Origin of the sequence: Gemmata palustris (genome assembly GCF_017939745.1) — a bacterium.
In the GTDB taxonomy this organism is placed as follows: Bacteria; Planctomycetota; Planctomycetia; order Gemmatales; family Gemmataceae; genus Gemmata; species Gemmata palustris.
In genome coordinates, this window is the sequence record NZ_JAGKQQ010000002.1 from 717,630 (window position 1) to 741,715 (window position 24,086).

Sequence of the window (24,086 nt, forward strand, 5' to 3'; positions counted from 1 at the left end):
AACTTGTGACCTTACGACTATTTCTCACGACGCTTCTTCCACCTTCTCCGGCAGGCGCCAGTCGACCGGTTCTTCGCCGGCGGCTTCGAGGGCGGTGTTGACCTTTGAGAACGGTTTGGTGCCGAAGAACTTCAGTTCGGAGAACGGCGACGGGTGCGCCGACTTCACGACCACGTGCCGCTTCGGGTCGATGAGCGGGAGCTTCTTCCCCGCATACGCGCCCCACAGCAGGAACACGACGGTCCGCTTCTGGTCGTTGACCGCGCGAATGGCCGCGTCGGTGAACTGCTCCCACCCCTTGCCGGCGTGCGAGTTGGCTTCCCCCTTCCGCACGGTCATGCAGGCGTTCAGCATCAGCACGCCGCGCTGCGCCCAGGTGACCAGGTAGCCGTGTTTCACCGGCGGGATGCCGAGGTCGCTATCGAGTTCCTTGTAGATGTTGCGCAGGGAGGGCGGGGGCGTTACACCGGGCCGAACGGAGAAGCACAGCCCGTGTGCCTGGCCCGGCCCGTGGTACGGGTCTTGGCCGAGGATGAGCACCTTCACTTTGTCGAGTGGGGTGTAGCGGAAGGCGTTGAACACGTCGGCGGCGGGCGGGAAAACCGTGTGGGCCTTGCGCTCCTCGACGATGAACTTCGCGAGCGCGGCCCAGTACGGTTTCCGCGTTTCCGGGTCGAGGGCCGCGCGCCAGGACGGGTCGAGGTCGGCCGGCAATCCGGGGACGCCGGGCGGGAGCGGTGGGAGCTCTTCGACCTTCGGTTCCGCGAGTGGTTCATCCTTCGCAACGGACGGTGAGCCTTCGGTCGGTGGGGCAGCCGGCTTCTCTTCATCGAACAGGGACGCGGATTCGGCGTCTTTCTTCTTCTTGCCCATGTGTCGGCCTCGTTGGGGGGGTGTTGGGCATACTTTACCCACCATCGAGCGCCCGTGCATCCCACGTTGTGCAATCGCGCGAAGTTCAGCCCTTGCTCAATAAGCTATTCTGAATCTGAATGGCCGCCGGCCCGATCAAACACACGAACGCGACCGGGGCACAGAACACCACGACCCACGCGGCGACAAGTCCGATTTGCGCCACGGTCGCCCCCTTCCCCCACCGCGATCGAGCCGTGAATCGATTTAGCAACGCGCACCCGCCGAGGTACAGCCCGGCACCTACGAGTAGCAGCCCTACCGACCCGGTGAGCATCCTCACGCCCATCGGGTCGCGCCAGAGCACGGCCATGTAATCGGGCTTCCGGAACCAGAGGCTCAGGACCAGTGCGGCGAGCGCCAGGAGCGGGAGCCCGAGGAGCGTGAACTGCCACAACTTCGGCCACGCGCTCGGCTTCGTCTCGGCGGGCGCACCAGTCGTCATCGTGGTATCCTCGTTGGGGAGCAGTCGGACAGCGAAATGTAGTTCGCGTTCGCGCGGGGTGTTGTGGTGTTGAAAACGAGTACGGCGCGCGAATACGGATCTCCTGGCGGGTTGAAGCCCAGTCTGATGATCTTGCAGTTCAGGCTAATGCGATTCACCGCTTTGCTGAGCCCGCCTTTAAGAGCGTTCAACCCATCCTGTGGAGTCACAGAATCGTTCTGCTAGGTGGACTAACTTTTCGAGCCTCCGTCGCGCATCTTCCTGGAATTCTTGAACTTCAGGACGATCGACTTAGGGAGATACAGAAGCATCGAGCACCACCAAGCGATAAGAGACCCAGTTACGTAACCGCTCAAGATGCTCAAGAGCCTCTGGCATTGGTTCCTCATACTTCAGAGTGGCCGCGCCGGTGGCCTCGGGCGGGCGGGTACGAGTCCGCCGTTCCTCGGCTGCCGCATTCACCCGGGTAGCTACTCCCGGTGGTGCGGTGGTCGCACAGTTTACACTGCGTGCAAAAATAGCAGGAAATCGGGATGAGGGTTGTTTGACTTGTTCGCGGGCGCCGGCGCGATAGAATTGCCATTAGACATGGCGGCCCTTCAAGGGGGGGCAATTGTTGTGAGCGCAACCACATCGGGAATTAACGAAAGAAGCGAACGAAGGCACAGAAAACACCAAGATTTGCAGTACACGCACCCGTAGCTCAACTGGATAGAGCATCGGTCTTCGGAACCGAGGGTTAGAGGTTCAAATCCTCTCGGGTGTACTCTCAGTAAGTCCTGCTCGGCGAAGCACTTAAAGCTTACCCATCGGCGTTCGATGGTGCGGCCAGAGACAAGGGTCACTTCCGTAGACTACGGAAGCTCCTCGCTCCACCGCACCTATGAACCACACTCCGAAACTCTGCCACCACAAGGCAGCCCAGCAAGGCTACGTTACCCTCAACGGCAAAGAGCACTACCTCGGCCACTGGTCGCGCGACCAGAGGAAGGCCCCACCGTCCGTCCGCGCCGAGTACGACGTCCTCATTTCTCGCTGGCTCGCCAACGGCCGCAAACTCCCCGACGAATCCACTCCGGCTCGGCCCGTCGTCACCGTGAACGCGGTGATCCTGGCGTTCGTGGAGCACGCGACCGGGCACCACGTCCAGCGTGAGAAGGGATCGAACTCCGAGGTCGAGGCGATCAAGGCCGCGTGCCGGGTGGTCGCGGGTCTGTTCGGCCGGATTCCCGCGGCCGAGTTCGGGCCGAAGGCGTTGAAGCAGGTCCGGCAAAAGATGCTCTCGCTGGACTGGTCCCGGGCTTACACGAACCGGCAGGTGAACCGGGTCAAGCGGATGTTCCGGTTCGCGGTCGCGGAGGAGCTGGTCCCGCCGTCCGTCAACTGGGGGTTGTCCGCGGTCGCGGCGATCCGCAAAGGCGAGCCCGGAGTTCGAGAAACGGAGCCCGTGAAACCGGTCCCGGAAGAATGGATCGAAGCCGCCCTACTCTTCATGTCGGCCCAGGTCGCGGCACTGGTGAAGCTCCAGATGTTCACCGGTGCCCGGCCCGGGGAGATTGTTACCATTCGCGGTTGCGACATCGACCGTTCGGGGAAAGTATGGGTGTTCAAACCGGAACACCACAAGACGGAGCACCGGGGGCACTCACGGGAAGTGTACATCGGGCCGCGGGCTCAGGCCGTGCTGCTACCGTGGCTCAAGGATGATCCGAACGCCTACCTGTTCTCGCCGGCGGAAGCGGAAGCCCAGCGGCACGAGGAGCGATCACAGAACCGTGCCACGCCCCGGTGGGCATCGCACATGAAGAGGAACGCCACCAAGAAGAAGGCGACTCGCCGTAAGAAGGCCGGGGACCGGTACACCCCGAGCAGCTACCGCCGGGCCATTGCTTATGCGTGCGAGCAGGCGGACGCGGCCGCACGGGAGCGGGCCGTTGAGCGAGCCCGAGAGCAGAACCCGGGGGCGGACGTGTCAGGGCTCGCGGAAAAAGTGTTCGTTCCGAAGTGGGCACCGAATCGGCTCCGGCACAACGCGGCGACCGCGATGCGGAAAGAGTTCGGGATCGAGCTGGCTCAATTGGCGTTGGGTCACACGACCTTGACGACGACGCTCGTGTACGCCGAGCGGGACCGCGACAAGGTCATGGGAGCGTTCGAGCGGATCGGGTGAGCGGCCGTCACTTGGCGGTGTAGGAAACGGCCGTCACGCCGTCCCCGATGCGATGTCGTCGGTCAGGACCGTGACGACCCATTCGTCGGTCAGTTTCTGATCGGGCGACAGGCCGACCGACGGGACCACGCGGAGCGTGTGCCACGCCCGCCCGCTGGGAGAATTGGGTTCGGGGCAGCCGATCATGATGCGGTCCGGCGCCCGGGGCAGGGCCGGCTTCGGCGATGACTGCTGTCGCGATGGGGCGGCGTTGACCACCCAGCCGACCGCGGTTCCGATTGCGAACGTGAGTATGAGTGGGGCGTACCGACGCATGTGCGATCCCCGGACGAAGGGGAGGAGAAGAAACGCCGCGAGTCTAACCCCGAACCTGCTCGGAGCAATAGTCGATTTTTTGGGCGGCGGCGCCGGAATCTTCCGGTCCGGTACCATTTTCAGAGCAGCTCATTCGCACGCAGTTGCATCCGGGGCCGGTGGATCCCACCCGCCTGTTGTGCTTTCTGGGCGATTGCAACAAATCTGCGAAAAGTTCAACCTGCTCGACGACACGCTTCGCTTATCCCTTCCGTAGCAAACGCATCCGAGTTTCGGGTTGTCAGGCGGGTGGATACGCTGCCCCCGGCTTGACAAATTAAATTCAGCGGTTCGGAGATGTGGGATGGCGGAAGTCAAAAAGAACGAGGGAAATCCGTTCGAGGTGCTTGAGGCGACTTTGGCGGGGGTAAGGATCACCGACCTCGCAGCCATCGGCCATAGGCCGGATACGTACTACTTCATGGTAATTACTGAGGGAGGCCGGGTGGCGTGGGCCGAATTGGAAGGCGACAACGATCAGAAGGCGCGGACGTGGGCCGCGGCCTGTGCAGCGTGGGCGGCGATCCGGGCAAGAGCTCAGGTCACGGTGACCATGCACTACCGTCGGTACACAGAAAACGGAGATTGGCGCGTCTTCGAGGGGGTGTCGCGGATCCAACTGAGTTAGGCCCTCGGACCGATCATCGAACCCGACCAGGGTTACGAGAGTTTCTCTTGGACTTGGCAGTTGTGCGAACAGATTGACGGGTACTTTTCGTCGCTTCGGGCGGGAGGTCGACCGTCGACCCGCCGGCTTGTCGGACCGGCGGCGAATTACGGGGGCTTGTTGACAGTGTGAACAGAGGGTAGACTCGTGCCCACGTCCATCGTCCGTGTTCGCCCACCGGCTGTTGCCAATATGTGGATCCGAGATTCGTCACCATCGCTTCATCTGCTATTTGAGAGACTGAAGGTCGGTGATTCCGAAGCGCTTAATGACATTTTTGCCCACTGTCAGGAGCGACTGAAAACCCACATCCGTCGCATGCTCCGCGGGTTCCGTGCGGTGCGTGTGCACGGTTCCACCAACGACGTCTTTCAGGAGGCCGCGATGCGGCTCGTTAAGGCGCTCAAAACGGTGCCAATCGATAGCCCGACCGATTTCCTTTTATTCGCGGCCTGCCAGATCCGGCGGACACTTCTCGACATGGCCAAGCGGAAGAAGCTCGGCCATGTACCGGCCGTCGGGGGCGATCGCGGGGACGAACTCGGCCCGGCGGATCTCGTGACCGATGACTCGAACGACCCGGTGACGCTGGCGATCTGGCAAGAAGTTCATGCCCGGATCGGGGCGATGCAGGTCGAGGACCGCACGCTCTTCGATCTGCTTTATTACCAGGGACTTAGCCAACCGGCCGCCGCGGAACTCCTCGACGTCCCGCTCTCGACGCTCAAAAAGCGTTGGCAGAACGCGCGACTCGAGCTCATGCTCCAGTTCGAGAACCTGACTCCGTTTTCGTGACATCGGGTCAGCACGTTCGGCTTGCTGTAACCCGAGAAGGTAACGGAGGTAGAGCTGTGATGGCGCTCTTGAACGAGTTACTCTTCGAGTGGGAAGAGAGACGGAAACGTGGCGAGATTGTGACGCCCGAACAGTTGTGCCCACATGATCCCGCGACACGTGCGGAACTGGCAAAGCGTATCCTGCTACTCGAACAGTTCGATCAGACCTTTTGTGTCGATGAGCCGATTCCAGAGAAGATAGGGAAATATGAGATCCGGGGAGTGCTCGGCGAGGGTGGGATGGGCGTTGTCTATCTCGGCTTCGATCCGACACTGAAGCGGCTCGCCGCGGTAAAAACAATTTCTTCCGGGCACCTTTTGATAACCGATGCCGTTGCTGAACAGCGGTTCGCTCTTGAGGGCCAAGTGCTCGCCCGGCTCACCCACCCGAACATCGTGACGGTGTACGAGGGCGGGTCGGATGAAGGATGCTCATATCTAGCAATGGAGCACATATCCGGTGGGAGCGTGGCCGCCGCGCGGGAACGCATTACGAACAGCAGTCCGCTGGAGATTGCTTCTCTCATGACGAAGGTCGCACGTGCGGTGCATTACGCGCATGCGCAAAAGTCGCCAATCTACCACCGCGATCTGAAGCCGTCGAACATTCTGCTCACGGAGGATGGCGAGCCCAAGGTTGCGGACTTCGGATTGGCGAAACTGTTCGAGCCTGACCCGCCGCCCGAGCCCACAGCAAACACCCTGACGGGTACGTTCGATACCCCCCGAGCCCACGCCCTAACGACAGTCGGAGGGCGGCAGTCCGGCACCCCCGGCTACATGGCCCCCGAACAGGTCGGCGAGCCGATCACCGCTGCGACCGACGTGTGGGCACTCGGTGTAATTCTGCACGAGTTACTCACCGGGGAGCCACCCACCCCCGTGCATCCGCCCGACCCAGGCGCGGTCGTAACGGCCGTCCCAGGTCACCTCGGCCGACAGTTGGCGGCAATCATTCGACGCTGCCTGCAACGGTCGCCGAGTGAGCGGTACGTAACTGCGGGCGAACTGGCCGACGCTCTCCGCGCCTTGGGTCAACCGTCCCGCCGGAAGGTTCTCCGAGCGGGACTCGCGGCCGGGGTTGTTGCCCTGGCTGGTGGAGTTCCGGTGGGATTCTTCGCGGCCGACCCATATCGCCGGTTCTGTTGGCGCACACGGGGGGTGAACCGGCGACTGGAACGTGGAGAGACGGTCGAGTTGATCGACCCGGACGCCAAGCGTGAGCCGGATTATTTTCTTCTCGTTGGGCACGGTGCAACAGATACCGAGTACCGGGAAGAAAATTGGGTCGTCCGCTCGACGGCCTTCTCGCTCCTCGAACTCGTTCCGCGTCTACCTCCAGGGTGCCGGATTCAGGTCGAGCTTCGGCACCAACACAGCAATTTCGGAGCGAACCTGTTCTTGCGCGTAGGGATCGTGTTCGGAATCTCGAGCGTTCTGCACAACGGGGAAACGGTACAGTTTGTTTCCCATGTGTCGTTTGATGATGTGGGTGGATTGGGATGGGTACAGGTCGGAGCGATATGGCCGGTCGGAAGGCGTGGGGTCATGGAACCGAAGCAATATTACCCAAATAATGCTTCGCAGAACTCTCAAGTACCTGTCCCCACTCCGACCCCGTTTCGCGTTGTGGAACTCACGCTCCCTCCAATCAACGACCCGATTTCTTGGTCCGGTCCTCCGCCGCTCTCGTTGATACCCGTTCGCGACGCGCGCGCTCGAGGTATGCCAGGATTTGCTAATGATTACCCAAATGAATTGATCGACCAGATCGAGGCCCGGTACAGCCACCGGATCGGACTGATCGTTTCGGGAGGGGCAATCAAGGTGCGGTCGGTCCGCATCATCCCTCCTCAAACACGCCAAGGGGATAACCGATGACAAACGAAGATTCGCAGCACACTGCGCCTACAGCGGCCTCAGCGACGGCCGCAACCACGCCCGCTGGGAAAATTGCCGTTCCAACAGTTACCGGGAGTAAAGTAACGGTCACGTTGCATGGTCCGAACGGTGAATCGTATAAGGTTGATATTAAGAACTCGGCCGGGGTGGTTGTTGAAACCAAATCAGGCGCTCTCGATGCCAGCGGCAATCGAACGGTATCGTTCGACACCACACTGGGGGCTGGTGCCTACACTGCCGTGACCGAATTCGGTGGTAAGCCTGCTATAACGCACGGCTTTACCGTGTAAGTACGCCCGGTCCGGTGAGCCTCGGCTCACCGGACCGGGCGTGGTGGTTGTGATGAAGTCGCGGGGAGCAGATTGGGTTATTCCGATCACTAAAGTGGCCGCGTGTCCGCTCCCTTGCTTTAAGAGGTGGGTACCGCGGCACAGGTCGTCACGCCGCGGTGTTCTCGCATGTAATTCATCGCATATTTGTGGAAGACGAAGAGCCGCGGCCTTCTGACTCGTCAGCATGTTTTGTTCGCCAAAGTGGTCACGCGACCACTTTTATCACGGGGATGGTAACGCTGGGTTGGTGCTCGCTGCGACTGCCAACGGCTTCCGGCACTTCAAAACCTGTGTGGCGATCGTCCCGTGATGCACCCACACGTAAACACTCGCCGCCCGCCGCCGCTCGTCCCCCTTCCGAATGCACACGATCAGTCGGAGTGACTCGAACTCGCGGAGCCAATTGGAAATCGTTCCCTGATGTACGCCCGCGAGCACGCCGGCTTGTGTCCCGCTGAGCAGGAACTGCCCGCCCCAGGCACGCCCCGAAAGTTCGTAGCACAACGCGGCCAGCCGCCGCTTCTTGTTGAGCAGCCCCAATCCCGGAATCGATTGCGTGAACTCTGGGAGCGGCTCAACATCGAGCCGCTCCCAGATCTCCACGAGCTTCGGCGGTACCGGTCGGGTTGTACGCTCGGTCGGCACGGGACACCTCGTATGGGGGAGTGGTCACGCGACCACTTACGGGTACACGACCGGGTTCCCGCCCAGGATGCCGCCGGAGCCGGAACCGAGACCGGGGAGGCCACCGCTGCCCGGATCTTGTTGTAGACCAGAACCCGGCACGGCCGGTCTCGCTCCGCCACTGAGCGGGTCTTGTGGCTGGCCCCCGCCGGTGAGTATCCCGTCGCCCGTGAACGGCGTCTGCCCCCGGTTGACGGGCGCCCCGGCCCACAGGATCTCGTCTGAGAAGTTCCGGGTCGTGCTCAGCGACACGTCCTGCAGTTGCGGGGACAGGAACGGCGGGATCGGGGCCGCGAGCGAGACGATTGTCGGGTCGATAACGCCATAACTGTAGTGTCCGGCGACTTTGTGGACCGGCATCACCCCGTCCGGGGACAGTTCGACGTTGGACACCGTCACCCCGCCGCGAAGGGGCACGAAGTTCGGGTCTTTTGACTCGAACGTGGGGAGCACCGGCGGGGCACCGGTTCGCATCGCCACCCAATCGACTTCGAGCGTCATGGCCCCGCCGTGTACCGTCACGGCTTTGGCCTTCTTCCCGTTCGGCCCGACGCCAGTCGCGGGCATCATCACCACGCCCGTATCGAAGGCGTAGGACGAGGTGAGCTCGTAGGTTTCGTAGGGGGCCGTGTCGGTGTACGCGGTGGCCCCGCGGGTCGATAACGTGGTGTCACCAATGGTCAACTCGAACCCGGCGGCCCGGGTTTCGGCGTCCGCCAGCATCTCCCGGTTGGGTTGGTCGCCACCCTTCGCGGACCGCAACTCGGTCACGATCACTTCGGCCGCGGCACACGGGTCTTTAAACACCGCGGCGACCAGTGCCGTGAGCCGCTTGCGGATCGGCGGGGCGAGCCCGGGGCGCCCCTCCTGGATGCCGGGCATCTGCCCGACCGACGGCATGACGGCCGGACCGGGTGGCTTGCCCAACGCCGCAATTGCGGCCCCCGCCGCCGCACCTATGAGCCCGGCCGTGAACCCGCCGACGGGCGAGAGTTGTGCTTGCATCGCGACCTGCACGGACGGCGACTTGAGGTCTTCGCTGAACGAGCCCCACGCCATTGGCACGCTCTCGAACCGTTCGCTCCGAAGCTTGCTGTAACACATCGACATCGCGACGTTGAGCAGATCCTTGCGGCTCGTCCCCTTCTGGCCGGTGAGCGTCAGTTCGACCCGCCCGGTCCGCCGGAACCCGGGCTTCGGGCACTCGATCGTAAACCGCCCGTTCCAGTCGAGGGCCGGGAACGGGGGCATGTAAGCCTGCTCCATGTCGTCGAACGAGAACGCCAGCTCGGTCCCGTTCGGGTGCAACGTGTACTTCGCGGATTTGCGCTTGTAGTCCGGGAGAATGGGCGGCGTCACTTGGTCACGGAAGTTGTCCGCGGACTGGAGCAAATCGCCCCGGACGACCAGCTTCCCGTGCGTGCTGATGTGCGAGTAGTTGAGCTCGTCGAACGATTCGCTCTGCTCCCATCGCAGACTCACTACCGGATCAGTCAGGGCGTTGTTTCCGCAGTCGTAAGTCGAGATTTTGTACCCCACGTCGATGAAGAACGTGCCGGGGTTGATTTCGGTGATCGTGGCCGGCTGGATCGGGTTCGGCCCCAGATCTGCGTCGGGCCGCCCGTCGATCGGTTGCCACTGGATGATCGGGACGCCGTTCACTTCGTAGTAGATCGACCGCCGGGGCATGTTCAGCATGTGGCGGATGTCGGCCAGCAACAGGGCCGAGTTCGTCGGGATGGTGCTCTGAAGTGACGCGATGCCCCGAGCCCGGATCGTGCTCGTATTGCAGACCACGTCGGTGCCGCCGACCGAGTCACGCTTGGTGTCGAACTGTACCGAAGCGCTTTTGAGGAGATGGAACCGGATGCCGTTAACGGTGAGTACGCTCATGAGATATAGTACGCGACCGTCTGCGTACTATATCTCATGGCGACCGAGTGGTCGCGCGACCACTTTTGAGGGGCGATCATGGCCGTTGACGGGTACTGCGTGAACGGTGCGGCCCGGGTCCAGGTCGGGACCGGGAGCGCTGGGGCGTTGGAGTTGCTGGGGTACACCGACCGCGGTGTGCAGATCGACATCACCGAGTTGAAGAAGGACATCGTCACGGACATCTCGGGTGAAGCCCCGCAGGACGTGCAGGATATGAGCATGACGGCCCGAATCGTGGTCAACCTGATCGCGATGGACCGTGCCGTGTTCAAGAAGCTGCAAGGGCGTGGCGACCGGACCACGCCCGGGTTGGCGAACACGGCCGGTCTGGTGCTCGGTGCCGGCGGGTACCTGTTCCGCGTCGGGATCGAGTCGCCGTTCGACGAACCGTGGTCGTTCAACAAGTGCTTCATCCGCCCCGGGTACGGCACGACGCTCGCGAGTGCCGCCAACCCGTTCCGCATCGAGTTCCAGGCGATCCCGTGGGCGGCTGCCACCGCCGTTACCAACAAGGACACGCCGCTCTGGACCCGATCCCTTTCCTGAGTTTAATCCCCATGCTCAACTGGATTCGCCGCCTGTGGCCCCGGGGCCATAGGACGGTCTACTGCTTCCACGACGGTACCAAGACGCGGTACGCCGATCCGCTCGTCATCGCCCGGGAAGTCGAGCGGCTGTGCCCCGAGTACACGACGCTGCTCGGGTTCCTGGCGGAAGATCACAGTTTCGCGGGCGACTCCGGCCCGGTGGTGGACGACCTGCGACAGCAACAGAAGGACACGCTGGCCAAACTCGTGAAGGTGGCCCGTGAGGTATTCGGGGTTCAGAAGTCGCCCGACCCACTCATGGGGTTCGTGCTCACCGAAGCGGCGAGCTTCAAGTTGCTCGGGGACTGGCTCGTGTGGATGAGCACCGCCGCGGAAGACGCCCGCCCTTTCTCGAACTGGCCGTCGCGGGCCTCACCTTCGATGCCGCCCGACTCCCCTACCGGCTCCTCTGCGGGCTCTGGTTCTATCGAGAAGACGTAGAGCGGCAGTACGAGAAGCGGGCGAACAAGATCGCCGGCCGGATCGCGACCGAAATTGCCCGGGCACTGTGAGGTAACGAAATGGCCGCGACTCTCGACGACGTGCTGGACGAGCTGAAGAAGCAGGTCAAGTTGGCGACCGTCGCCAACACGATCGCGGCCGGCACGCAGCAACTCATGACGCAGGCGATGCCCGCCGGTCTCGTGGCCACGCCCCAAGCGGCACCGGCACAACCGCCCGCCGGTACTCCTTTACGTCAACCGCAACCCGGAACCGCCCCGGCCCCGCACCACAACCCCCAACAGCAGAACCAGCAGCAACAGGGCGGTCAAGGGCAGCAGCAGAACACCACCCGAAAGCGGCGGGGCAAGAAGTCCTCTCAGAGCTTCTGGAGCCGCGTGAGGGGCGGGATCGGCAACAAGATCAAGGGCGGGCGGCTGGGGCGAGCGTACAAGGGCGGGCAGAAGGGCGTCGGTTCGTTCCTCGGGGGCAAGGGGCCGTCCGGTATGGGCGGGCTCGGCGGGGTGTCCGGTGCCGCGGCCCGACTCGCAGGCCCGGTCGCGGTTGTGGCCGGCGTTGTTCAGGGGTTGAATGAGTTTAGGAAGGCGATCGTGCAGGCCACCGACGAGCAGCTCTCCGCGGCACGGAAGCTCCGCGACGTGAGCGGCCAGATGGATGTGATTTTTGCCCAGGCGGACATCAAGGACGCGATGCGGGGCATGCGGCAGGGCCGAGCACAGGCGGCCAGCACGGAGGCACTGTCGAACGCGGACCAGCGTCGCAAGGACGCAATGGAGCCGTTGGAAAATGCCGTCACGAACATCAAGAACGATGTGCTCGCGAAGCTGAACGACGCGATCATTCCCGCGATCGAAGTGTGTGCCGACATCGCCAAGTTCATCCAGCGGAATTGGCCGTGGTCGGTCAAAGAGGAAGAGAAGAAGAAAGAGGAACTCGGCTTGGCTGGCTCCATGCAAGCCGCTGAAGCAGAAGCGGCCCGAATTGCTGCGGAAGGGCGGCGGCTGATGGATCGGGCCAGAGCCGCGGGCGGAACATCGCGTCCAGGCGGGCGACTCCTCTAACCCTTCAACACGCCGCGGATCTTTTTGGTTGTGGCCCTCGCTTCGGCAGTGGAGTCAAACGAGCCGATCGCGAACCGGCCGACGGTGAAACCGTCCTCGATAGTGCCCGCCGCCTCTTCAGCTCGTGCCGCGTCCTTGCACAGATACACCACAACTCGCGTTCCGGCCCGTCCGTCGCCGATCCAGAAGTGTGCGGCAGGGCGGTCGGGTCGATCGACCACACTTGCTGTCGCGAATTCGACCGGCACGCCTTGCTGACGCAGATGTGCGGCGAGATCCTTGTGGCTGGCCCATTCCCTGTCTGTAGTGGGCACCCGTTTGCTGTGCGTCGCATCGCGGCCCGAGGTGGCGACGATCACGACCACTACGGTAGCGACCGAAAGAACCAGTAACGCCACCATTCCCAGAACGGCGGTCCGTCGGGCCTTCCGTTGCCGCGCGAAGCGGCGTCGCTCGATCAACTCCTCGTACTCTTCGTCCGCGTCCACTCTGAGCCCTCCTGAGATGCCCACAGTGTCTCCATTCGCCCGCCGATCTGCAATCTGAACGCCTTTTCACACCTCTGGCGATTGTCATTTCGCTCCTTAGAGCAAGTGGTCGCGCGACCACTCTGTTGGCATCACACCTGTCTCTCGGCGTGACGGCCAACGTGCCGTGTGTGGCACTGCGTGCCGTGTGTGTCAAACGTGTTGAAGAATTTACAGATTTCTACAGTCGGGAGCGAATTGGCGGTGCGTATCATTCAGTATACGTGCGTACAAGACAATCGCCAACTCGGAGCCTTGCAATGGGTACCGTGACACTCGCCAATCGCGTGCTGCAGGAGTCACTGTTGTCGCTGAGTGCGGCAGCTCGACTGTTTCCGCCCTTGCGGAAAAACTCAGCCGTCAAATCCTCCACGATCTGGCGGTGGGTCAGGGAAGGCGTAGCGACTCCTGGCGGGCGGGTGAAGCTCGAGGCGGTCCGGTGTGGCTGCTCGTGGATCACGTCGCGTGAGGCCGTAGAGCGGTTCGTCGCAGCCCAAAACCAATCCGCAAAGACGGCGGACTCCGTTGTGCAGGTCGCTGATACGAATGCCGATCGCGAGGCGGCCGAAGTCGCTTCGTTGCTCGGGATGTGATCGAAAAAGCGAGCCGGCCGGGTCGCCAAACCCGGCCGGCTCAATGTTCCCGGAGCCGACCAAAGCACCAAGGAAGTCAATTTCATGTTACGCTCGCACCTCCGTGGTCGGAGGCATTTTCCAGATCCGTTCGCAAGATTTGGTCTCTTCGCCGGCCCGCCCGAGAACACCACGTCGAAAAGGTGTGTTCCTTCGTACCCCGGCGGTGCCGATGCGGTCGTCGCCGCGGCGTTCGCGTCGCGGCACGGACGTAGGCTCATTGAACTGTACAACGGCCGCCACTCATACCGTCACCCAGAACACGCGATGCTGGCACTGGCCCGAGGGCTGGCGTTCTGGGCGGGCAGCGACGAACGGCTGCTGGAGCTGCTCGTCATGAGGTCGCCTCTGGCTGGCGTCACTTCGATGGCCGCAAAGTGGTTCTCGGGTCGGCGATCGCGACATTATGGGCTGGAACGGGTCGTCCGGCCAGCGATCGCATCTCGCAGGTCATTTTGGGCCGCGCGTAACTTTCGGTCATCGACTCGTACCCCGCCCGAATCCTGTGGTGTTAACGCGAGCGGCTCGCACGCGGCTCAGGCGACGAGTCCCTCTTTAAAAGGGCAAAAAGAAAGCTGCAAGCCCTGCTGGTTCGAGCGAGCCGTGAGGCTTGCCGGATCAGAAGAGTGGCCCGCCGAATTGCTGAAACTTAGAGCGGCGACGCCGGCAGTTACGGCACGCCGTCGGATGGTCGCGGAGATCTGCCGCCATCTCGCAGACAGTACCCCTGGGGCCGAGTTCACAATCGGCTTGAAGCAACTCGCCGAAGCGTTGGGCGTGTGCGAGCGGACCGCCTGTGGAGACCGCCTCGCACTGGAAAAGCTCGGCATTATCAAACGTCTGGAAACCGGATCAAATCTCACGGGGCGTGTTTCACGCTTTGTGTGGATCGGGTTGAGCAGTCGAGATCAAGAGATCACGCCTACCACTAATCAGGAACCCCATGAACAACACGAGCCCACCCGAAGTAGCCAACGTGCCGCTGGCGGATATCGATTTTGGCCCCGCGAAGAAGGGCCGGGCCGCTCTCAACGCGGAGGCCGTGGAGCGGTATGCCGAGACCGAATCGGAGTGGTCGAACTCGAAGCCGATCGACCTGTTCTACGGCCACGTTCCCGACGGCGGGCGGTACTACTTTGCGGGCGACGGCTGGCACCGTGGAGAAGCCATGCTCAAGCTGAAACGCCAAACGATCAAGGCGACCATTACCCGCTGTGAGTCCGCCGCAGAAGCCGAACGGCAGGCCACGCTGTTCGCCTTGTCAGGGCGTGCGAACCGGGTCCACGGCGTGCCCCGCTCCAACGAAGACAAGCGGGCTGCGATTCGTAACGCCCTTCTGATGCGTGAGAACGAGGGCATGAGCGACCGGCGGATCGCGGACCTGTGCGGCGTGAGCCACGTCATCGTTGGGAGCGTCCGCCATGAGATGACTTCGGCCGGGGAGCTCATCGGCAAAGCGTCGGCCGAAAACCCGGGCCGCGGTTACAAGGAGGGAGCAAACATCCGCGGTGGGTGCCACCGCGAGAGTAACGGCCGAATCGTCGTAACCGCCGCGACCGAAGTTCGGGAGCGGGAACAAAAGAGGACAGAATTGTCCGCTGGTAATTTAACCAGCGATGTGGACTCGAATCCGGTGACCGCGAGCCAAGCCGCTCCATCTGCTGGAGAAGTTCCCGCTCCTCAACCGGTACCCGAGACAGAGAAGCTCGGTACCTCCCGGGACGTTCAGGATCGGTACGGCCGTATCGTTCCTGAGTCACTGGCGAAGGTGTTCGCGGCCGCTTCTGACGCCCGCCGCGAGTGGTCGAGGAAGATCCGCGAGCTACGTGAGTTGCAGCAGTCTCTTCGCAAAGAGCACTTCGGCCTGATCCCGGATGAAGGGACGCTCCAGAGTATCGAAAAGACAATCGACAGTTTACGCAGCTTGGTCATCAACAGCCTGCCCGAGTCCGTGTGCCCGTCGGTAGGTCAGGGCGGGCAGCACGACGCCGAGACCGTGCTGAACAACCTCAAACAGTGCCACCTGTGCAACAGCCGAAAGTGGCTAACGAGCGATCAGATCGACCGCCACGACAAGCTGCATAACGTCAAGGATCGCTGCACTCGGTGGGCGTCCGAACCGACCAAGCCCGCGACGAAAGTAACGGCCACCGAACGCAGTGAGCAAGAGGAACCTGCGAAGGCGAAGGAAGACGATGGGAATTACGACTACAAGTTGGGAACGGGGGCCGGACTATGACCGCTCGCCAGTTGCTCGAAACGCTCCGCACCCAAAAGGTGGCGGTGAGTGTGGAGGGGTTGATTCTAAAGTGTCGGAGCACGATCCCGGAGGAACTCAAAGCCCCGCTCCGTGTCCTGCACACGGGCATGCGGGCCGTCCTCACGGGCCGTCAGTGGCTCGGCTTGAACGGCACCGGCCACACGATCGAACTGAGTACCGAGCAGGTCATTCCGGCGGAAATCAATTACTTGTGCTGCCTGGGCGACGGGTCGATCGGCGGGCAGTGGCTGAAGATTTCCCGCAACGATCGTAGAGAGTGTGAAAAGCTGTTCGCTGGGTCGGAGGTCGAAGCGATCAAGCAGACCCAATGGGAGGAGCCGACAGCGGCCGAGGACACGACCGCGGCATAAGTCCCGCTCGATGATATTGGCACGGTGAAACGCCACAAAGTGTGGGAACGACCGAAATAGCCTCGTGGTTCTCAGCAAAGGCGGGAACCACGAGGCTAATCGCTTTCGGAATACACGACGACCTTTGCTGTTCGTCGAATCACGTTGAGTAAGGAATCGAGTTCCTCAGCTCGGTAGAACTCGGCGTGCTTCTCGCGAAGCAATTTCTCCACGATTTGAGGGGTTTCCGTCTCACCTGGAGGGAATTCCCCGACGATGACCAGTTGATTACCGACCGTGTGGATCAACTCGCTTTCCAGTTGATAGCGGCCTGCACGAGAGATCAGCTCAGTTGCCGTGTCGCGGGGAAATTGAACCGGTTGAATGAGCGTCAGCTTGCCATTCTGATACCCGTAAGGCAACATCAGGCTGCTTCGGATCTTCGGCAAATGCACCTCAACATCGTGCATCACCAGCGGCTTGAATTCGGGCTTCGAGAACTCCTCTTCGAGAACCTCTTTCAGCCCACGTTTGCGGTTTGGAGCGGGCTGCGGCTCCACGAGTTCCTCAAACAACTGAAAAAATTGGACCCCCGGGACGCTCACCGACACCTTACGCGGGTCCGTGATGAGTAGATCGTTAGCTTCTTGACCAATGAATTTGCGTAGATCCGCAACATCGCGGAAGCTCTTCGACGCTTGTCGGATGCGTGTCTCAAAGGAGGACACGAGCCGAGTGTACTGTTTCAGCGAGATGTGGTTCTTGCCGAAAAACCTGTGAATTCGGCCAACGCGACGATTCGTTTTGACGTCAAAATAACCCGTGGCAGGGCAATACAGGAGCACCCCGACATTGGCGCCCTCAAGACGCCCGAAATCGGGGCAGTATTGGATCACGGAGTAGTAGCCGGGAATCACGGGTTATCCCCCGACCGTTGTTGGTCATCAAAGAGATCCGCTGCCGGGAAATCGACACGAATAATTCGCTCAAGCAAATGTATACGACCGTATATCATGTCGCCCAAAGCATTTCGATGCCCGTTGGCCAACCACGCCTCGGGCACTCGCTCGATGATCGCATCGATTTGTGCCCTCGAACATGATTGTACTGCACGAACCGCTTGAAGGGCGTGTTCGCGACGGGCCAACCCAGCAAATTCAGGGAAGTAGCCGTACAGTGTGTCTGCGGTCGCCGCGCGTCTGAGGTAGGCGGGAGTCAAATCCGCTAGGCACTTGAAACAGCACCCGTGGTCGAGAGACGTTAGGTAGTATTGATCATCGAAATCGGCAGCACGTTCAAGAAACACGTTTCTCGCGGCACGCCACTCGGGGGCGGTTTCTGTCCTCGGTCGAAAGCGGTCACAGTTCAGTGTCCAGGTATCAAAGACAACAAGGCGTGCCAAGTCGATCGGGTTGAGTACGCGGGTAAGCACTGACCGGCTACCGGACCAGTCCATCCCGTCAAGTTTTCGAGTAATAAAGCCGTGGCCGGGCACAAACTCATTTCCGTCTGCGAGTTCGATGGGGGCATGAAGCGGTATTTCGATTACTGCGTATTCTGGTGTGCGGAGCCCGACGATACGGGCTAGCTCGATCCCCACCAGTTCGCACGCTAAATCGTGAGGACAGCCTTTTTGGGACAGCACCTTCAAAAATCCCTCACCAACATCTGTTTCAACAACGACTGGTAGGGAATTACTGGATAGCCTGCGTTTTTGATAGCGAAGGGCGGTCGGCGACCGCGAGGGAGTGCTTGATGACATTGGACGCCGAGCTCACACAGAGAGGCAGTGCGATGGAGGCCGTCTGACCACATCATTTGCTCGTGTCATTACTAGTGCGACTATTAACAAAGTCGAGACGAGGATTCAATTCGCAACAGTACGCCGCGCCCGCCGCGATGCTGAATTGCCGTGGGAGGGTCGCCATGAGGTGCCAAAATGAGTCACGGCCGCTTCCTTAGCGGAGGCAATTGCGGCAATGGTTCGTGTCTCGGTTGCACTTCGGCCAATGGCACCACGGCCCGAAATTGCCGATAACAAGCCGTCAATGCCTTCCGCCTCGTGAACGGCGACCGTCTCTTGACGCATCTACCAAGACAGGCTAAATAGATGGGATGGAACCCATCAGCGGTGATGCACTCCGGGGGCACCTGGAGACGATGGCACTGGCGTCGCTCGAGAAGGGCGAGGCGCACGGGTTCGAGATCCTGCGCCGCTTGACCGAGGCCGGGAGCGGGGCGTTGCGGCTCAAGGAAGGGTCGCTGTACCCCGCGCTCTACCGGCTCGAGAAGGCCGGGCTCATCACGAGCGCGTGGGAAGACGAGTCGGCCCCGCGGCGCGGTCCGCGGAAGCGTGTGTACCGCCTTACGAAGCAGGGCGTGAAGCGTCTGGTAGCGGGGCGGGCGGAGTGGCAACAGTTCGTGCGTGTCGTCGGAACGATACTGGGGGCACCGGCATGAACGAGTTCATGGTGCTGGTCGAGCGGGCGGTGCGTCCGGTGCAAGCCGGCCCGAAGAAGTTGACCCGGATGCGTGAGGAACTGCTCGCCCACCTGATGGCGATCCACGAGGAAGAACTGGCCCGCCTCGGCGACGAGTCCGCGGCGCGGGCCGAGGCGATCCGGCGGTTCGGCGACCCGGAGTCGCTGACGGCCGAGTTGCAGCAATCGGTCAAGTGGAACGACCGCATCGACGCTCGGCTGAACCGCATGTACGGGTGGCGTCCGGGCGAGTCGGCGACGCGGTACTCGGCGCGGCTGGCGCTCCTCCTCACGCTCGTTATCCTGCCGTGGCTACCGTTCGCGTTGGTGACGGCGGGACTGCGTCGGCCGCACGACGAGACGGTGCCGACGACCGCGGCGATCCTACGCTTGTTCGGCGGCGTGCTGGTGTTCGCACCGCTCTGCGTGTTCGTGCTCAGTATGCTCTCGATCCGCATCCGGGACGCGATGTTCGGCGCGTTCGGCACGCCGCGGTCGTGGCGGCGGGTCGCGGGCCTCGCGGGGCTGTCGCTGCTGGCGTTCCCGGTCCTCGGGTTGCTGTTCTTCCAGGTCAGCTTGGGCAACATCGACGTGATGGCGGATCAGTTGACGACGCCCACTTCCCTCGTGGCGTCGGCCGTCGGGTACCTGTTCGTGCCTCTGTACTTGGTGTGGTTCGTGTGGAAAGCCGGCCCGGGCCAAATCCGGTACGTCGAGTGGGCCTCCCTCGACATCGGACCGCAGCTCCCGAGCGGTGTGGATGGCGAGACCGCGGCGTGATACCCGGGTCGGCTCGTTCCGGTCTGTTTTCGACCGGCTTCCAGGCCGCACAGGAAGCCGCGTACTGCTTCCCGTCCAACCCCTTCACCTTCGGCGGATCGGGATCGGGCTCCGGCTCTGGCTCAGGTGGTGCAGTTGCACCACCTGCCTTTAGGTCTCGCACAACGGTGGAGTGGTCCACCCCCACCACGTCCGCGATCGCCCGCGTGCTCAGCCCCTTCTCACGCAACCGCCGCACACGCTCGGCACGCTGCATCCGATCCTCGTGTCGGCGGTCGTCGTTGAGCAGCTGAGCGAGAATGTTGTAGCGCGGCGGCAATTACGGCAATCGGGGGTGTAGATGATCTGCAACTGCTTCCCGTTCCTCGCCAGAGCCGCTTCACTGTCACGTAGATGTCAGTACCGAGCCGTGTGCCCCTTACCCCACTCCCTGTCTCACTGAAGTCGTCACTTCAGTAGCCGCACGCATCCACTTAAACCACCGGGAATCGTGTAGCCCCCGGTCCCGGTGAGGACCGCTCGCAACGTTGATCCACGCGGTCCAAAAATCCAGATTATTTGGAAACCGGGTGGTGCTCGCCCCTCCCGGATTTTTCAGGTTCATCCCGACAACGTCACGAGCCCACCCCTTAACCCCCACGGCTTCGCGGCCGGCTCATTTTCTGGACAGTCCAGAAAATGAGCCCGATCAGCCCCATCCCCGTCGTAGCAGCGTAGCGAAGCCACGTCGTCGCGGCTATTTCGTGTCTATCCCGAAAACGTCGCCGAACCGCCCCTTACCCCACCCCCGTCGCTCACGCCCGACTGTTTCTTGCGTTGAACGCAAGAAACAGTCGGGATCGGCCCCATCCCCACTGTCGCAGCGGGACGGAATTTCTAGGGACTGTCGCAAATGCTTCAGTGGAGCACCACCTGCCCCAGCGTGGTCGCGTGACTACAGGCCGAGTGTGGCCATTGCTCGCTCGCGGGCGGTTTTGACCTGATGAATGGAAAGCCCAACCAGTTTCCCAATTTTACTCGGCTCGTCGGGTGTACCGTCCAAACCAAACGACCTCTCAACGACGATGCGTTCCACGACGGACAGTTCGCCGACCCACTCGCTGACGCCTGGGGGCAACTCAACGGGCTCGCGGGCCGGAACGAGAACGAGCGTGTCGTCGCCGTCCTCGTCCACTTGAACCGGCTGCCGATCAAGTTGGCGTTTCTGCTGACCCGCTTCCCGAAAGATCGCTCGCTGGACCGCGGTCCAAGCGTAGGTGCGGAAGATCGCGCCGCCGTTCGGGGACCACGCCAGTACGCACCGCCACAGCGTGTACAACCCGACACTCGCCACGTCATCCGGTTCGACGCCCGCGGGCATCTTCACCTTCCAGACCTGTCGCCACACTTGAACCTTGTATCTGGTCACCAGTTGGTCGGCCGCGTCACGGTCGCCGGCCTGGGCACGCAGAGCCAGTTCCGCATCGGATGGTTGGGGAGCACGCATGGGATGAGCCGGGGAGGTGGGGTGGCTGTGGGAGCCATTTTACACGGCGTGTGGACTGGCGTTCAATGCGAGCCGAGTGGAAATGTGGGAGCCGGGAAGTGGTCGCGCGACCACTTGGTCGAAAAAGAGGAGGAGGTCGAGGGAGGGTATTCGGAAAGAGAAGTGACGGACTCATGTGCGTCGAACTGGTGGTTCAGATGTTCGGTAGGCCGCGGGACGTGAGGAGCTTGTTAACGTCTGACTTCATGTAGTACGTCATCTTCTTCGTGGGCTTGTAGCCCGTGATCTCGCCGTCCACCGTCCAGCGGCGGATTGTGTTCCGCTGCACGCCGAACAGCCGGGCCACTTTGCGAATGTCCATCCAGCGGTCGCCTTTGGGTAGCGGGATCAGGGGTAATGTCGGCATGTCGAACCCTCCAACGTGGTAACAGGAAACGAACGCCCCCGGGGCCACTCACTCGGTGACCCGGGCGGGCAAGAAGGTAACGCGCAGGACCGCGAAAAGGGAAGGCGCGTTGAAGTGATGGGTACAGGGGTGGGTCGGGTGAGGTGGGGATAACCCGAAAAGTGAACTCGCTCAGGCCGAGCAACGCCAGCGAAGAGTAAGGGCCGTCACGTCGTTTTGGCCCCAGTGCAGGACGTCACTTCTTTTCTGCCTCAACACGATCAAGGAACTCGAGGATGGCGGTGAGCCCAACGGCCGCACGGTCGGGGGTAACCCGTTGCGATTTGAGGAACCGCTGGAGCCGCTCTTCGGTTTCGTCGTCGAGCGTGATGAAGATCGTGTGCCGCTTCTTCTTCTCGGTCGCGGACGCTTTCGAGCTTGGTTTTTTTGCCATGCTGACCATGCTAACGCTCCATTAAAGTCTTGCCACACAAGTATTCGCACTTCGTCTAGCAAATTCAATCTACGCTGATGAGATTTCATTGCAAGCAATATTGACATGCAAGCAATTCGACATTACATTGCCACCAGTGGTGATGGTTGTTCCGGCGGTATCGAACGGAGGGCTTGAGATGACCCGCAGCGAACTGGACCGCGAGTTCCTCGGCAGCGAGTGGGAGATCGGCCACAGCTACGGCTCGGAGGGGCCGGGCTGGGTGGCCGCGGTGACCCTGATCCGCCTGAACCTGGGCCGCGACCTGACCGCCCGGGAGCGGGTACTGTTCGCCGACGGGTGGCGGGCCGGGTGCCGCGACCGGGCGGCCTGGAAGGAAGACATGCGGGTGCGGGCCGACGAACTTGCCCTCGCGGACATCCCGTTCTGATCCCACACCCGGACCGGGTTCACCGCCCGGTCCATTTCGAGGAATCGCCCGATGACCGCGACCTACACGGACCTGCTGCCGAAGCACGAAGGCCCGCAGATGACGCTCCTCTGGAGCCCGGGCATCATCCCCGGGTGCGGGGTGGTGGAGATCCAGGGCAGGCGGGACGCGACCACCTACGCCGTGGTGGAACTGCCGACCGACTGGAACGGCCGGGCGTTCCGGCTGGAGAAAGTTTCGGGTGTAGGCACCGACGCCACGGAAGAGGTGTACTCGGTGTTCTGCTCGAGCAACGGGCGGCAGGATCGGTGCGAGTGCCGCGGGTTCACACGCTGGGGTTTTTGCAAGCACGTCGATGCGATCAACACCATCATCCAAAACCGGTGGCTCTGAGGACCACGAACATGGCAGGTCGAATTCCCCGATCCAGAACCACACGCGGAACCGACGTCAGCCGCTGGCGTCGCTGGCTCCGGCAGTCGTTCGTGGCTCGGGTCCAAGACGGACGCGGCCGGATGCTGGTGAGCCCGATCGAGGCCGAGCGGCTCATCCTATCCTCGCCCGGCCGGTACACGATCCATTTTGACGACGGTGAATTCCTCGCCGTCCCGACCAACTGACCGAACCCTTAACCTATTCCGAGGACCGATCATGAAGAACGCCACAACAACCAAGGCGACCGTGCAAAGTGGTCGCGGGACCACCCAGCGACCGAACCCGAAGACCAGCCCGAAGCGGCCCGTGATTGGGGTGGTGTTTATCTGCCCCATGTGCGGCGGCGACGCCACCGTCACGGGTACGGGGCCGAACCGCGAGTTCACCTGTCTCGACTGCACCCGGTTCACGATCGCCACGGGCGACTGAATCGCACGGCCCCGGCTCCATCCAACTTCCCCCACTCACAAGGAACTTTGCCATGACGACCGAACCGGTCGCGGGGGCACCCACGCCCGTACCTACCACAACGCCGGACTACGCGAACCTGATCGCGGCCCTGAAGTCGTTCGACGCGGGCGACATTAAGCAGGCCGCCACGGACATGATCGAGGGCCTCCAGTGCCTCATCGATCGTGGCTCAATGGGGCCGGAAGACCTCTGGTACAAGGTGGACCGCATCGCCGAGACGCTACGTTTCGCGTGGATGCTGGAGTTGGGACCGGAGCAGGCGAACGCGATCATCGACCCGCTCAACCGCAACGGGGGCCGGAGATGAAACCCAAAGGCAAGGGGACGAACCCGCTGAAGCTGACGCCGGTCGGGTGCGAGGAAGCGCTACGCACGCTGAAACCCGACCGCCTCTGGTGGCTCGTCAACAACGGGGTCAACGCTCTCGGTGACTCACTGGAGAACATGGGCCACGAGAACGCGGAACTGACCGAAATCGAGAACCTGCACACGGACCTACTGGCCGTCGCCGAACTGGTCCGGGTCATCTGGATGCTCCGCGATCCGCGTCAGGCGACCCGTTCCGGGAGAAATTGGGACTGAACCGACTCCCTCACGCAACACCAAACCAAGAGCTCATCATGGTCACGATTCTGATGAACCCGACCACGCCCAACGCCTTTGCCTCGTTCTACTCGCTCTCCCCAACCGAGCGGGTAGCCGCCGCGGTTCGGCTCGTCGCCGTGCTGAAGCGGGAACGCCGCCGGGTCCAGAAGCTCCACTCCAACGCCATCAAACGCGACATCGTGTTCGGCTGCCAGGGCGGGGAGACGGACGACATCCACTGCCACCTGCTCACCCTCACCGAGTGGGTCATGTGGCTCGAGAGACGCTACGGGTTCACGCCCGTCGAACCTCCCGGTCCACTCCTTACCCACCTCCGATCGGAACGTCGGGAACAGATCGGGCGAGACGAGCGGCCGAAGGTCGAACGCAGGCCGGGCCGGTTCTGAAGCAGTGCCGAAGCGATGGGTCGGATAGCGGACTCCGAATGGCCTCGGAGCGACCCA

General features: G+C 62.2%; 30 protein-coding genes, 1 tRNA gene and 1 pseudogene. 20 read left to right on the forward strand and 12 right to left on the reverse strand.

Features of this window, described 5'->3' with window-relative positions; genetic code table 11:
* Positions 1-24: 24 nt before the first annotated feature.
* Positions 25-873, reverse strand: coding sequence for a uracil-DNA glycosylase (gene ung, locus J8F10_RS37345; RefSeq protein ID WP_210663428.1), 849 nt, complete (start codon positions 871-873; stop codon positions 25-27).
* Positions 874-958: 85 nt separating this feature from the next.
* Entirely contained in the window at positions 959-1,357 is a 399-nt protein-coding gene (locus J8F10_RS37350; protein WP_210663431.1) for a hypothetical protein, read from the reverse strand.
* A 692-nt stretch (positions 1,358-2,049) separates the two neighbouring features.
* Here J8F10_RS37350 and J8F10_RS37355 point away from each other — a divergent pair.
* Together J8F10_RS37355 and J8F10_RS37360 are read left to right on the forward strand one after the other, a co-directional pair.
* Positions 2,050-2,123 (forward strand) — tRNA-Arg (locus tag J8F10_RS37355).
* A gap of 117 nt (positions 2,124-2,240) precedes the next feature.
* On the forward strand, positions 2,241-3,527 hold the full coding sequence (locus J8F10_RS37360) for a site-specific integrase (RefSeq protein WP_210663433.1): 1,287 nt from the start codon (positions 2,241-2,243) through the stop codon (positions 3,525-3,527).
* A gap of 33 nt (positions 3,528-3,560) precedes the next feature.
* Here the strand turns inward: J8F10_RS37360 and J8F10_RS37365 are convergent, their stop codons facing one another.
* Positions 3,561-3,842 carry a hypothetical protein gene (locus tag J8F10_RS37365; RefSeq protein WP_210663435.1) on the reverse strand — a complete coding sequence of 94 codons (282 nt, stop codon included), beginning with the start codon at positions 3,840-3,842 and terminating at the stop codon, positions 3,561-3,563.
* Positions 3,843-4,185: 343 nt separating this feature from the next.
* Here J8F10_RS37365 and J8F10_RS37370 point away from each other — a divergent pair, with 343 nt between their 5' ends.
* The 4 genes from J8F10_RS37370 to J8F10_RS37385 all read left to right on the forward strand — a co-directional run bounded on the left by J8F10_RS37370 (position 4,186) and on the right by J8F10_RS37385 (position 7,576).
* Positions 4,186-4,509: a hypothetical protein gene (locus J8F10_RS37370; protein ID WP_210663437.1), complete on the forward strand. Its 324-nt coding sequence runs from the start codon at positions 4,186-4,188 to the stop codon at positions 4,507-4,509.
* A gap of 231 nt (positions 4,510-4,740) precedes the next feature.
* On the forward strand, positions 4,741-5,343 hold the full coding sequence (locus tag J8F10_RS37375) for an RNA polymerase sigma factor (RefSeq protein ID WP_246524905.1): 603 nt from the start codon (positions 4,741-4,743) through the stop codon (positions 5,341-5,343).
* A gap of 59 nt (positions 5,344-5,402) precedes the next feature.
* Positions 5,403-7,265 carry a serine/threonine-protein kinase gene (locus tag J8F10_RS37380; RefSeq protein ID WP_246524907.1) on the forward strand — a complete coding sequence of 621 codons (1,863 nt, stop codon included), beginning with the start codon at positions 5,403-5,405 and terminating at the stop codon, positions 7,263-7,265.
* Positions 7,262-7,576, forward strand: a complete 315-nt coding sequence (locus tag J8F10_RS37385) for a hypothetical protein (protein WP_210663443.1) — start codon at positions 7,262-7,264, stop codon at positions 7,574-7,576. Before J8F10_RS37380 ends, J8F10_RS37385 begins: the two co-directional genes overlap by 4 nt.
* 264 nt (positions 7,577-7,840) lie before the next feature.
* On the opposite strand, the gene J8F10_RS37390 is transcribed toward J8F10_RS37385, so the two are convergent.
* On the reverse strand, positions 7,841-8,263 hold the full coding sequence (locus tag J8F10_RS37390) for a hypothetical protein (RefSeq protein WP_210663445.1): 423 nt from the start codon (positions 8,261-8,263) through the stop codon (positions 7,841-7,843).
* A gap of 36 nt (positions 8,264-8,299) precedes the next feature.
* Entirely contained in the window at positions 8,300-10,195 is a 1,896-nt protein-coding gene (locus J8F10_RS37395) for a hypothetical protein (protein WP_210653072.1), read from the reverse strand.
* A 78-nt stretch (positions 10,196-10,273) separates the two neighbouring features.
* Between J8F10_RS37395 and J8F10_RS37400 the strand changes: the two genes are divergently transcribed.
* The 3 genes from J8F10_RS37400 (at position 10,274) to J8F10_RS37410 (ending at position 12,347) form a co-directional block, all read left to right on the forward strand.
* Positions 10,274-10,783 (forward strand): hypothetical protein, encoded by a 510-nt coding sequence (locus tag J8F10_RS37400; protein ID WP_210653071.1) that lies wholly within the window; start codon positions 10,274-10,276, stop codon positions 10,781-10,783.
* A gap of 11 nt (positions 10,784-10,794) precedes the next feature.
* Positions 10,795-11,265, forward strand: a complete 471-nt coding sequence (locus J8F10_RS37405) for a hypothetical protein (protein WP_210653070.1) — start codon at positions 10,795-10,797, stop codon at positions 11,263-11,265.
* 80 nt (positions 11,266-11,345) lie between these two features.
* A complete protein-coding gene (locus J8F10_RS37410) occupies positions 11,346-12,347 on the forward strand; it encodes a hypothetical protein (RefSeq protein WP_210663447.1) in 1,002 nt (333 codons plus the stop codon).
* Here the strand turns inward: J8F10_RS37410 and J8F10_RS37415 are convergent.
* Positions 12,344-12,835, reverse strand: a complete 492-nt coding sequence (locus J8F10_RS37415; protein ID WP_210663449.1) for a hypothetical protein — start codon at positions 12,833-12,835, stop codon at positions 12,344-12,346. The two genes, J8F10_RS37410 and J8F10_RS37415, sit on opposite strands and share 4 nt — an antisense overlap.
* Before the next feature lie 299 nt (positions 12,836-13,134).
* Between J8F10_RS37415 and J8F10_RS37420 the strand changes: the two genes are divergently transcribed.
* The 3 genes from J8F10_RS37420 to J8F10_RS37430 all read left to right on the forward strand — a co-directional run bounded on the left by J8F10_RS37420 (position 13,135) and on the right by J8F10_RS37430 (position 16,137).
* Positions 13,135-13,467 (forward strand): DUF1580 domain-containing protein, encoded by a 333-nt coding sequence (locus tag J8F10_RS37420; protein ID WP_210663451.1) that lies wholly within the window; start codon positions 13,135-13,137, stop codon positions 13,465-13,467.
* Positions 13,468-14,449: 982 nt separating this feature from the next.
* A complete protein-coding gene (locus J8F10_RS37425; protein ID WP_210663453.1) occupies positions 14,450-15,745 on the forward strand; it encodes a hypothetical protein in 1,296 nt (431 codons plus the stop codon).
* Positions 15,742-16,137, forward strand: coding sequence for a hypothetical protein (locus J8F10_RS37430; RefSeq protein ID WP_210663454.1), 396 nt, complete (start codon positions 15,742-15,744; stop codon positions 16,135-16,137). Before J8F10_RS37425 ends, J8F10_RS37430 begins: the two co-directional genes overlap by 4 nt.
* Positions 16,138-16,232: 95 nt before the next feature.
* Here the strand turns inward: J8F10_RS37430 and J8F10_RS37435 are convergent, their stop codons facing one another.
* Together J8F10_RS37435 and J8F10_RS37440 are read right to left on the reverse strand one after the other, a co-directional pair.
* Positions 16,233-17,033 carry a DUF3037 domain-containing protein gene (locus tag J8F10_RS37435; RefSeq protein ID WP_210663457.1) on the reverse strand — a complete coding sequence of 267 codons (801 nt, stop codon included), beginning with the start codon at positions 17,031-17,033 and terminating at the stop codon, positions 16,233-16,235.
* On the reverse strand, positions 17,030-17,761 hold the full coding sequence (locus J8F10_RS37440; RefSeq protein WP_315854268.1) for a HipA family kinase: 732 nt from the start codon (positions 17,759-17,761) through the stop codon (positions 17,030-17,032). The genes J8F10_RS37435 and J8F10_RS37440 overlap by 4 nt, the downstream gene beginning before the upstream one ends.
* A gap of 470 nt (positions 17,762-18,231) precedes the next feature.
* On the opposite strand from J8F10_RS37440, the gene J8F10_RS37445 reads away from it, so the two are divergent.
* Together J8F10_RS37445 and J8F10_RS37450 are read left to right on the forward strand one after the other, a co-directional pair.
* On the forward strand, positions 18,232-18,576 hold the full coding sequence (locus J8F10_RS37445; RefSeq protein WP_210663461.1) for a PadR family transcriptional regulator: 345 nt from the start codon (positions 18,232-18,234) through the stop codon (positions 18,574-18,576).
* The gene (locus J8F10_RS37450; RefSeq protein ID WP_210663463.1) at positions 18,573-19,376 is read left to right on the forward strand and encodes a permease prefix domain 1-containing protein; all 804 of its coding nucleotides are present in this window, start codon (positions 18,573-18,575) and stop codon (positions 19,374-19,376) included. Before J8F10_RS37445 ends, J8F10_RS37450 begins: the two co-directional genes overlap by 4 nt.
* Before the next feature lie 160 nt (positions 19,377-19,536).
* Here the strand turns inward: J8F10_RS37450 and J8F10_RS41050 are convergent.
* The 4 genes and pseudogenes from J8F10_RS41050 to J8F10_RS37465 all read right to left on the reverse strand — a co-directional run.
* Positions 19,537-19,632, reverse strand: a pseudogene (locus J8F10_RS41050) (helix-turn-helix domain-containing protein); the annotation flags it as partial.
* 678 nt (positions 19,633-20,310) lie between these two features.
* On the reverse strand, positions 20,311-20,862 hold the full coding sequence (locus J8F10_RS37455; protein WP_210663465.1) for an RNA polymerase sigma factor: 552 nt from the start codon (positions 20,860-20,862) through the stop codon (positions 20,311-20,313).
* Positions 20,863-21,055: 193 nt separating this feature from the next.
* Entirely contained in the window at positions 21,056-21,268 is a 213-nt protein-coding gene (locus J8F10_RS37460; protein ID WP_210663467.1) for a helix-turn-helix domain-containing protein, read from the reverse strand.
* Positions 21,269-21,503: 235 nt separating this feature from the next.
* Positions 21,504-21,710: a hypothetical protein gene (locus J8F10_RS37465; RefSeq protein ID WP_210663469.1), complete on the reverse strand. Its 207-nt coding sequence runs from the start codon at positions 21,708-21,710 to the stop codon at positions 21,504-21,506.
* Between the two features lie 169 nt (positions 21,711-21,879).
* Here J8F10_RS37465 and J8F10_RS37470 point away from each other — a divergent pair, with 169 nt between their 5' ends.
* The 6 genes from J8F10_RS37470 (at position 21,880) to J8F10_RS37495 (ending at position 24,029) form a co-directional block, all read left to right on the forward strand.
* Positions 21,880-22,131 (forward strand): hypothetical protein, encoded by a 252-nt coding sequence (locus J8F10_RS37470; protein WP_210663471.1) that lies wholly within the window; start codon positions 21,880-21,882, stop codon positions 22,129-22,131.
* 51 nt (positions 22,132-22,182) lie between these two features.
* Complete coding sequence (locus J8F10_RS37475; RefSeq protein ID WP_210663474.1) at positions 22,183-22,524, forward strand: hypothetical protein; 342 nt, start codon at positions 22,183-22,185, stop codon at positions 22,522-22,524.
* Positions 22,525-22,782: 258 nt separating this feature from the next.
* Positions 22,783-22,995 (forward strand): hypothetical protein, encoded by a 213-nt coding sequence (locus J8F10_RS37480; RefSeq protein WP_210663475.1) that lies wholly within the window; start codon positions 22,783-22,785, stop codon positions 22,993-22,995.
* Positions 22,996-23,047: 52 nt separating this feature from the next.
* Positions 23,048-23,344 (forward strand): hypothetical protein, encoded by a 297-nt coding sequence (locus tag J8F10_RS37485; protein WP_210663477.1) that lies wholly within the window; start codon positions 23,048-23,050, stop codon positions 23,342-23,344.
* Positions 23,341-23,619 (forward strand): hypothetical protein, encoded by a 279-nt coding sequence (locus tag J8F10_RS37490; protein WP_210663479.1) that lies wholly within the window; start codon positions 23,341-23,343, stop codon positions 23,617-23,619. The genes J8F10_RS37485 and J8F10_RS37490 overlap by 4 nt, the downstream gene beginning before the upstream one ends.
* A gap of 38 nt (positions 23,620-23,657) precedes the next feature.
* Positions 23,658-24,029 carry a hypothetical protein gene (locus J8F10_RS37495; protein ID WP_210663481.1) on the forward strand — a complete coding sequence of 124 codons (372 nt, stop codon included), beginning with the start codon at positions 23,658-23,660 and terminating at the stop codon, positions 24,027-24,029.
* The last annotated feature ends 57 nt before the right edge of the window (positions 24,030-24,086 follow it).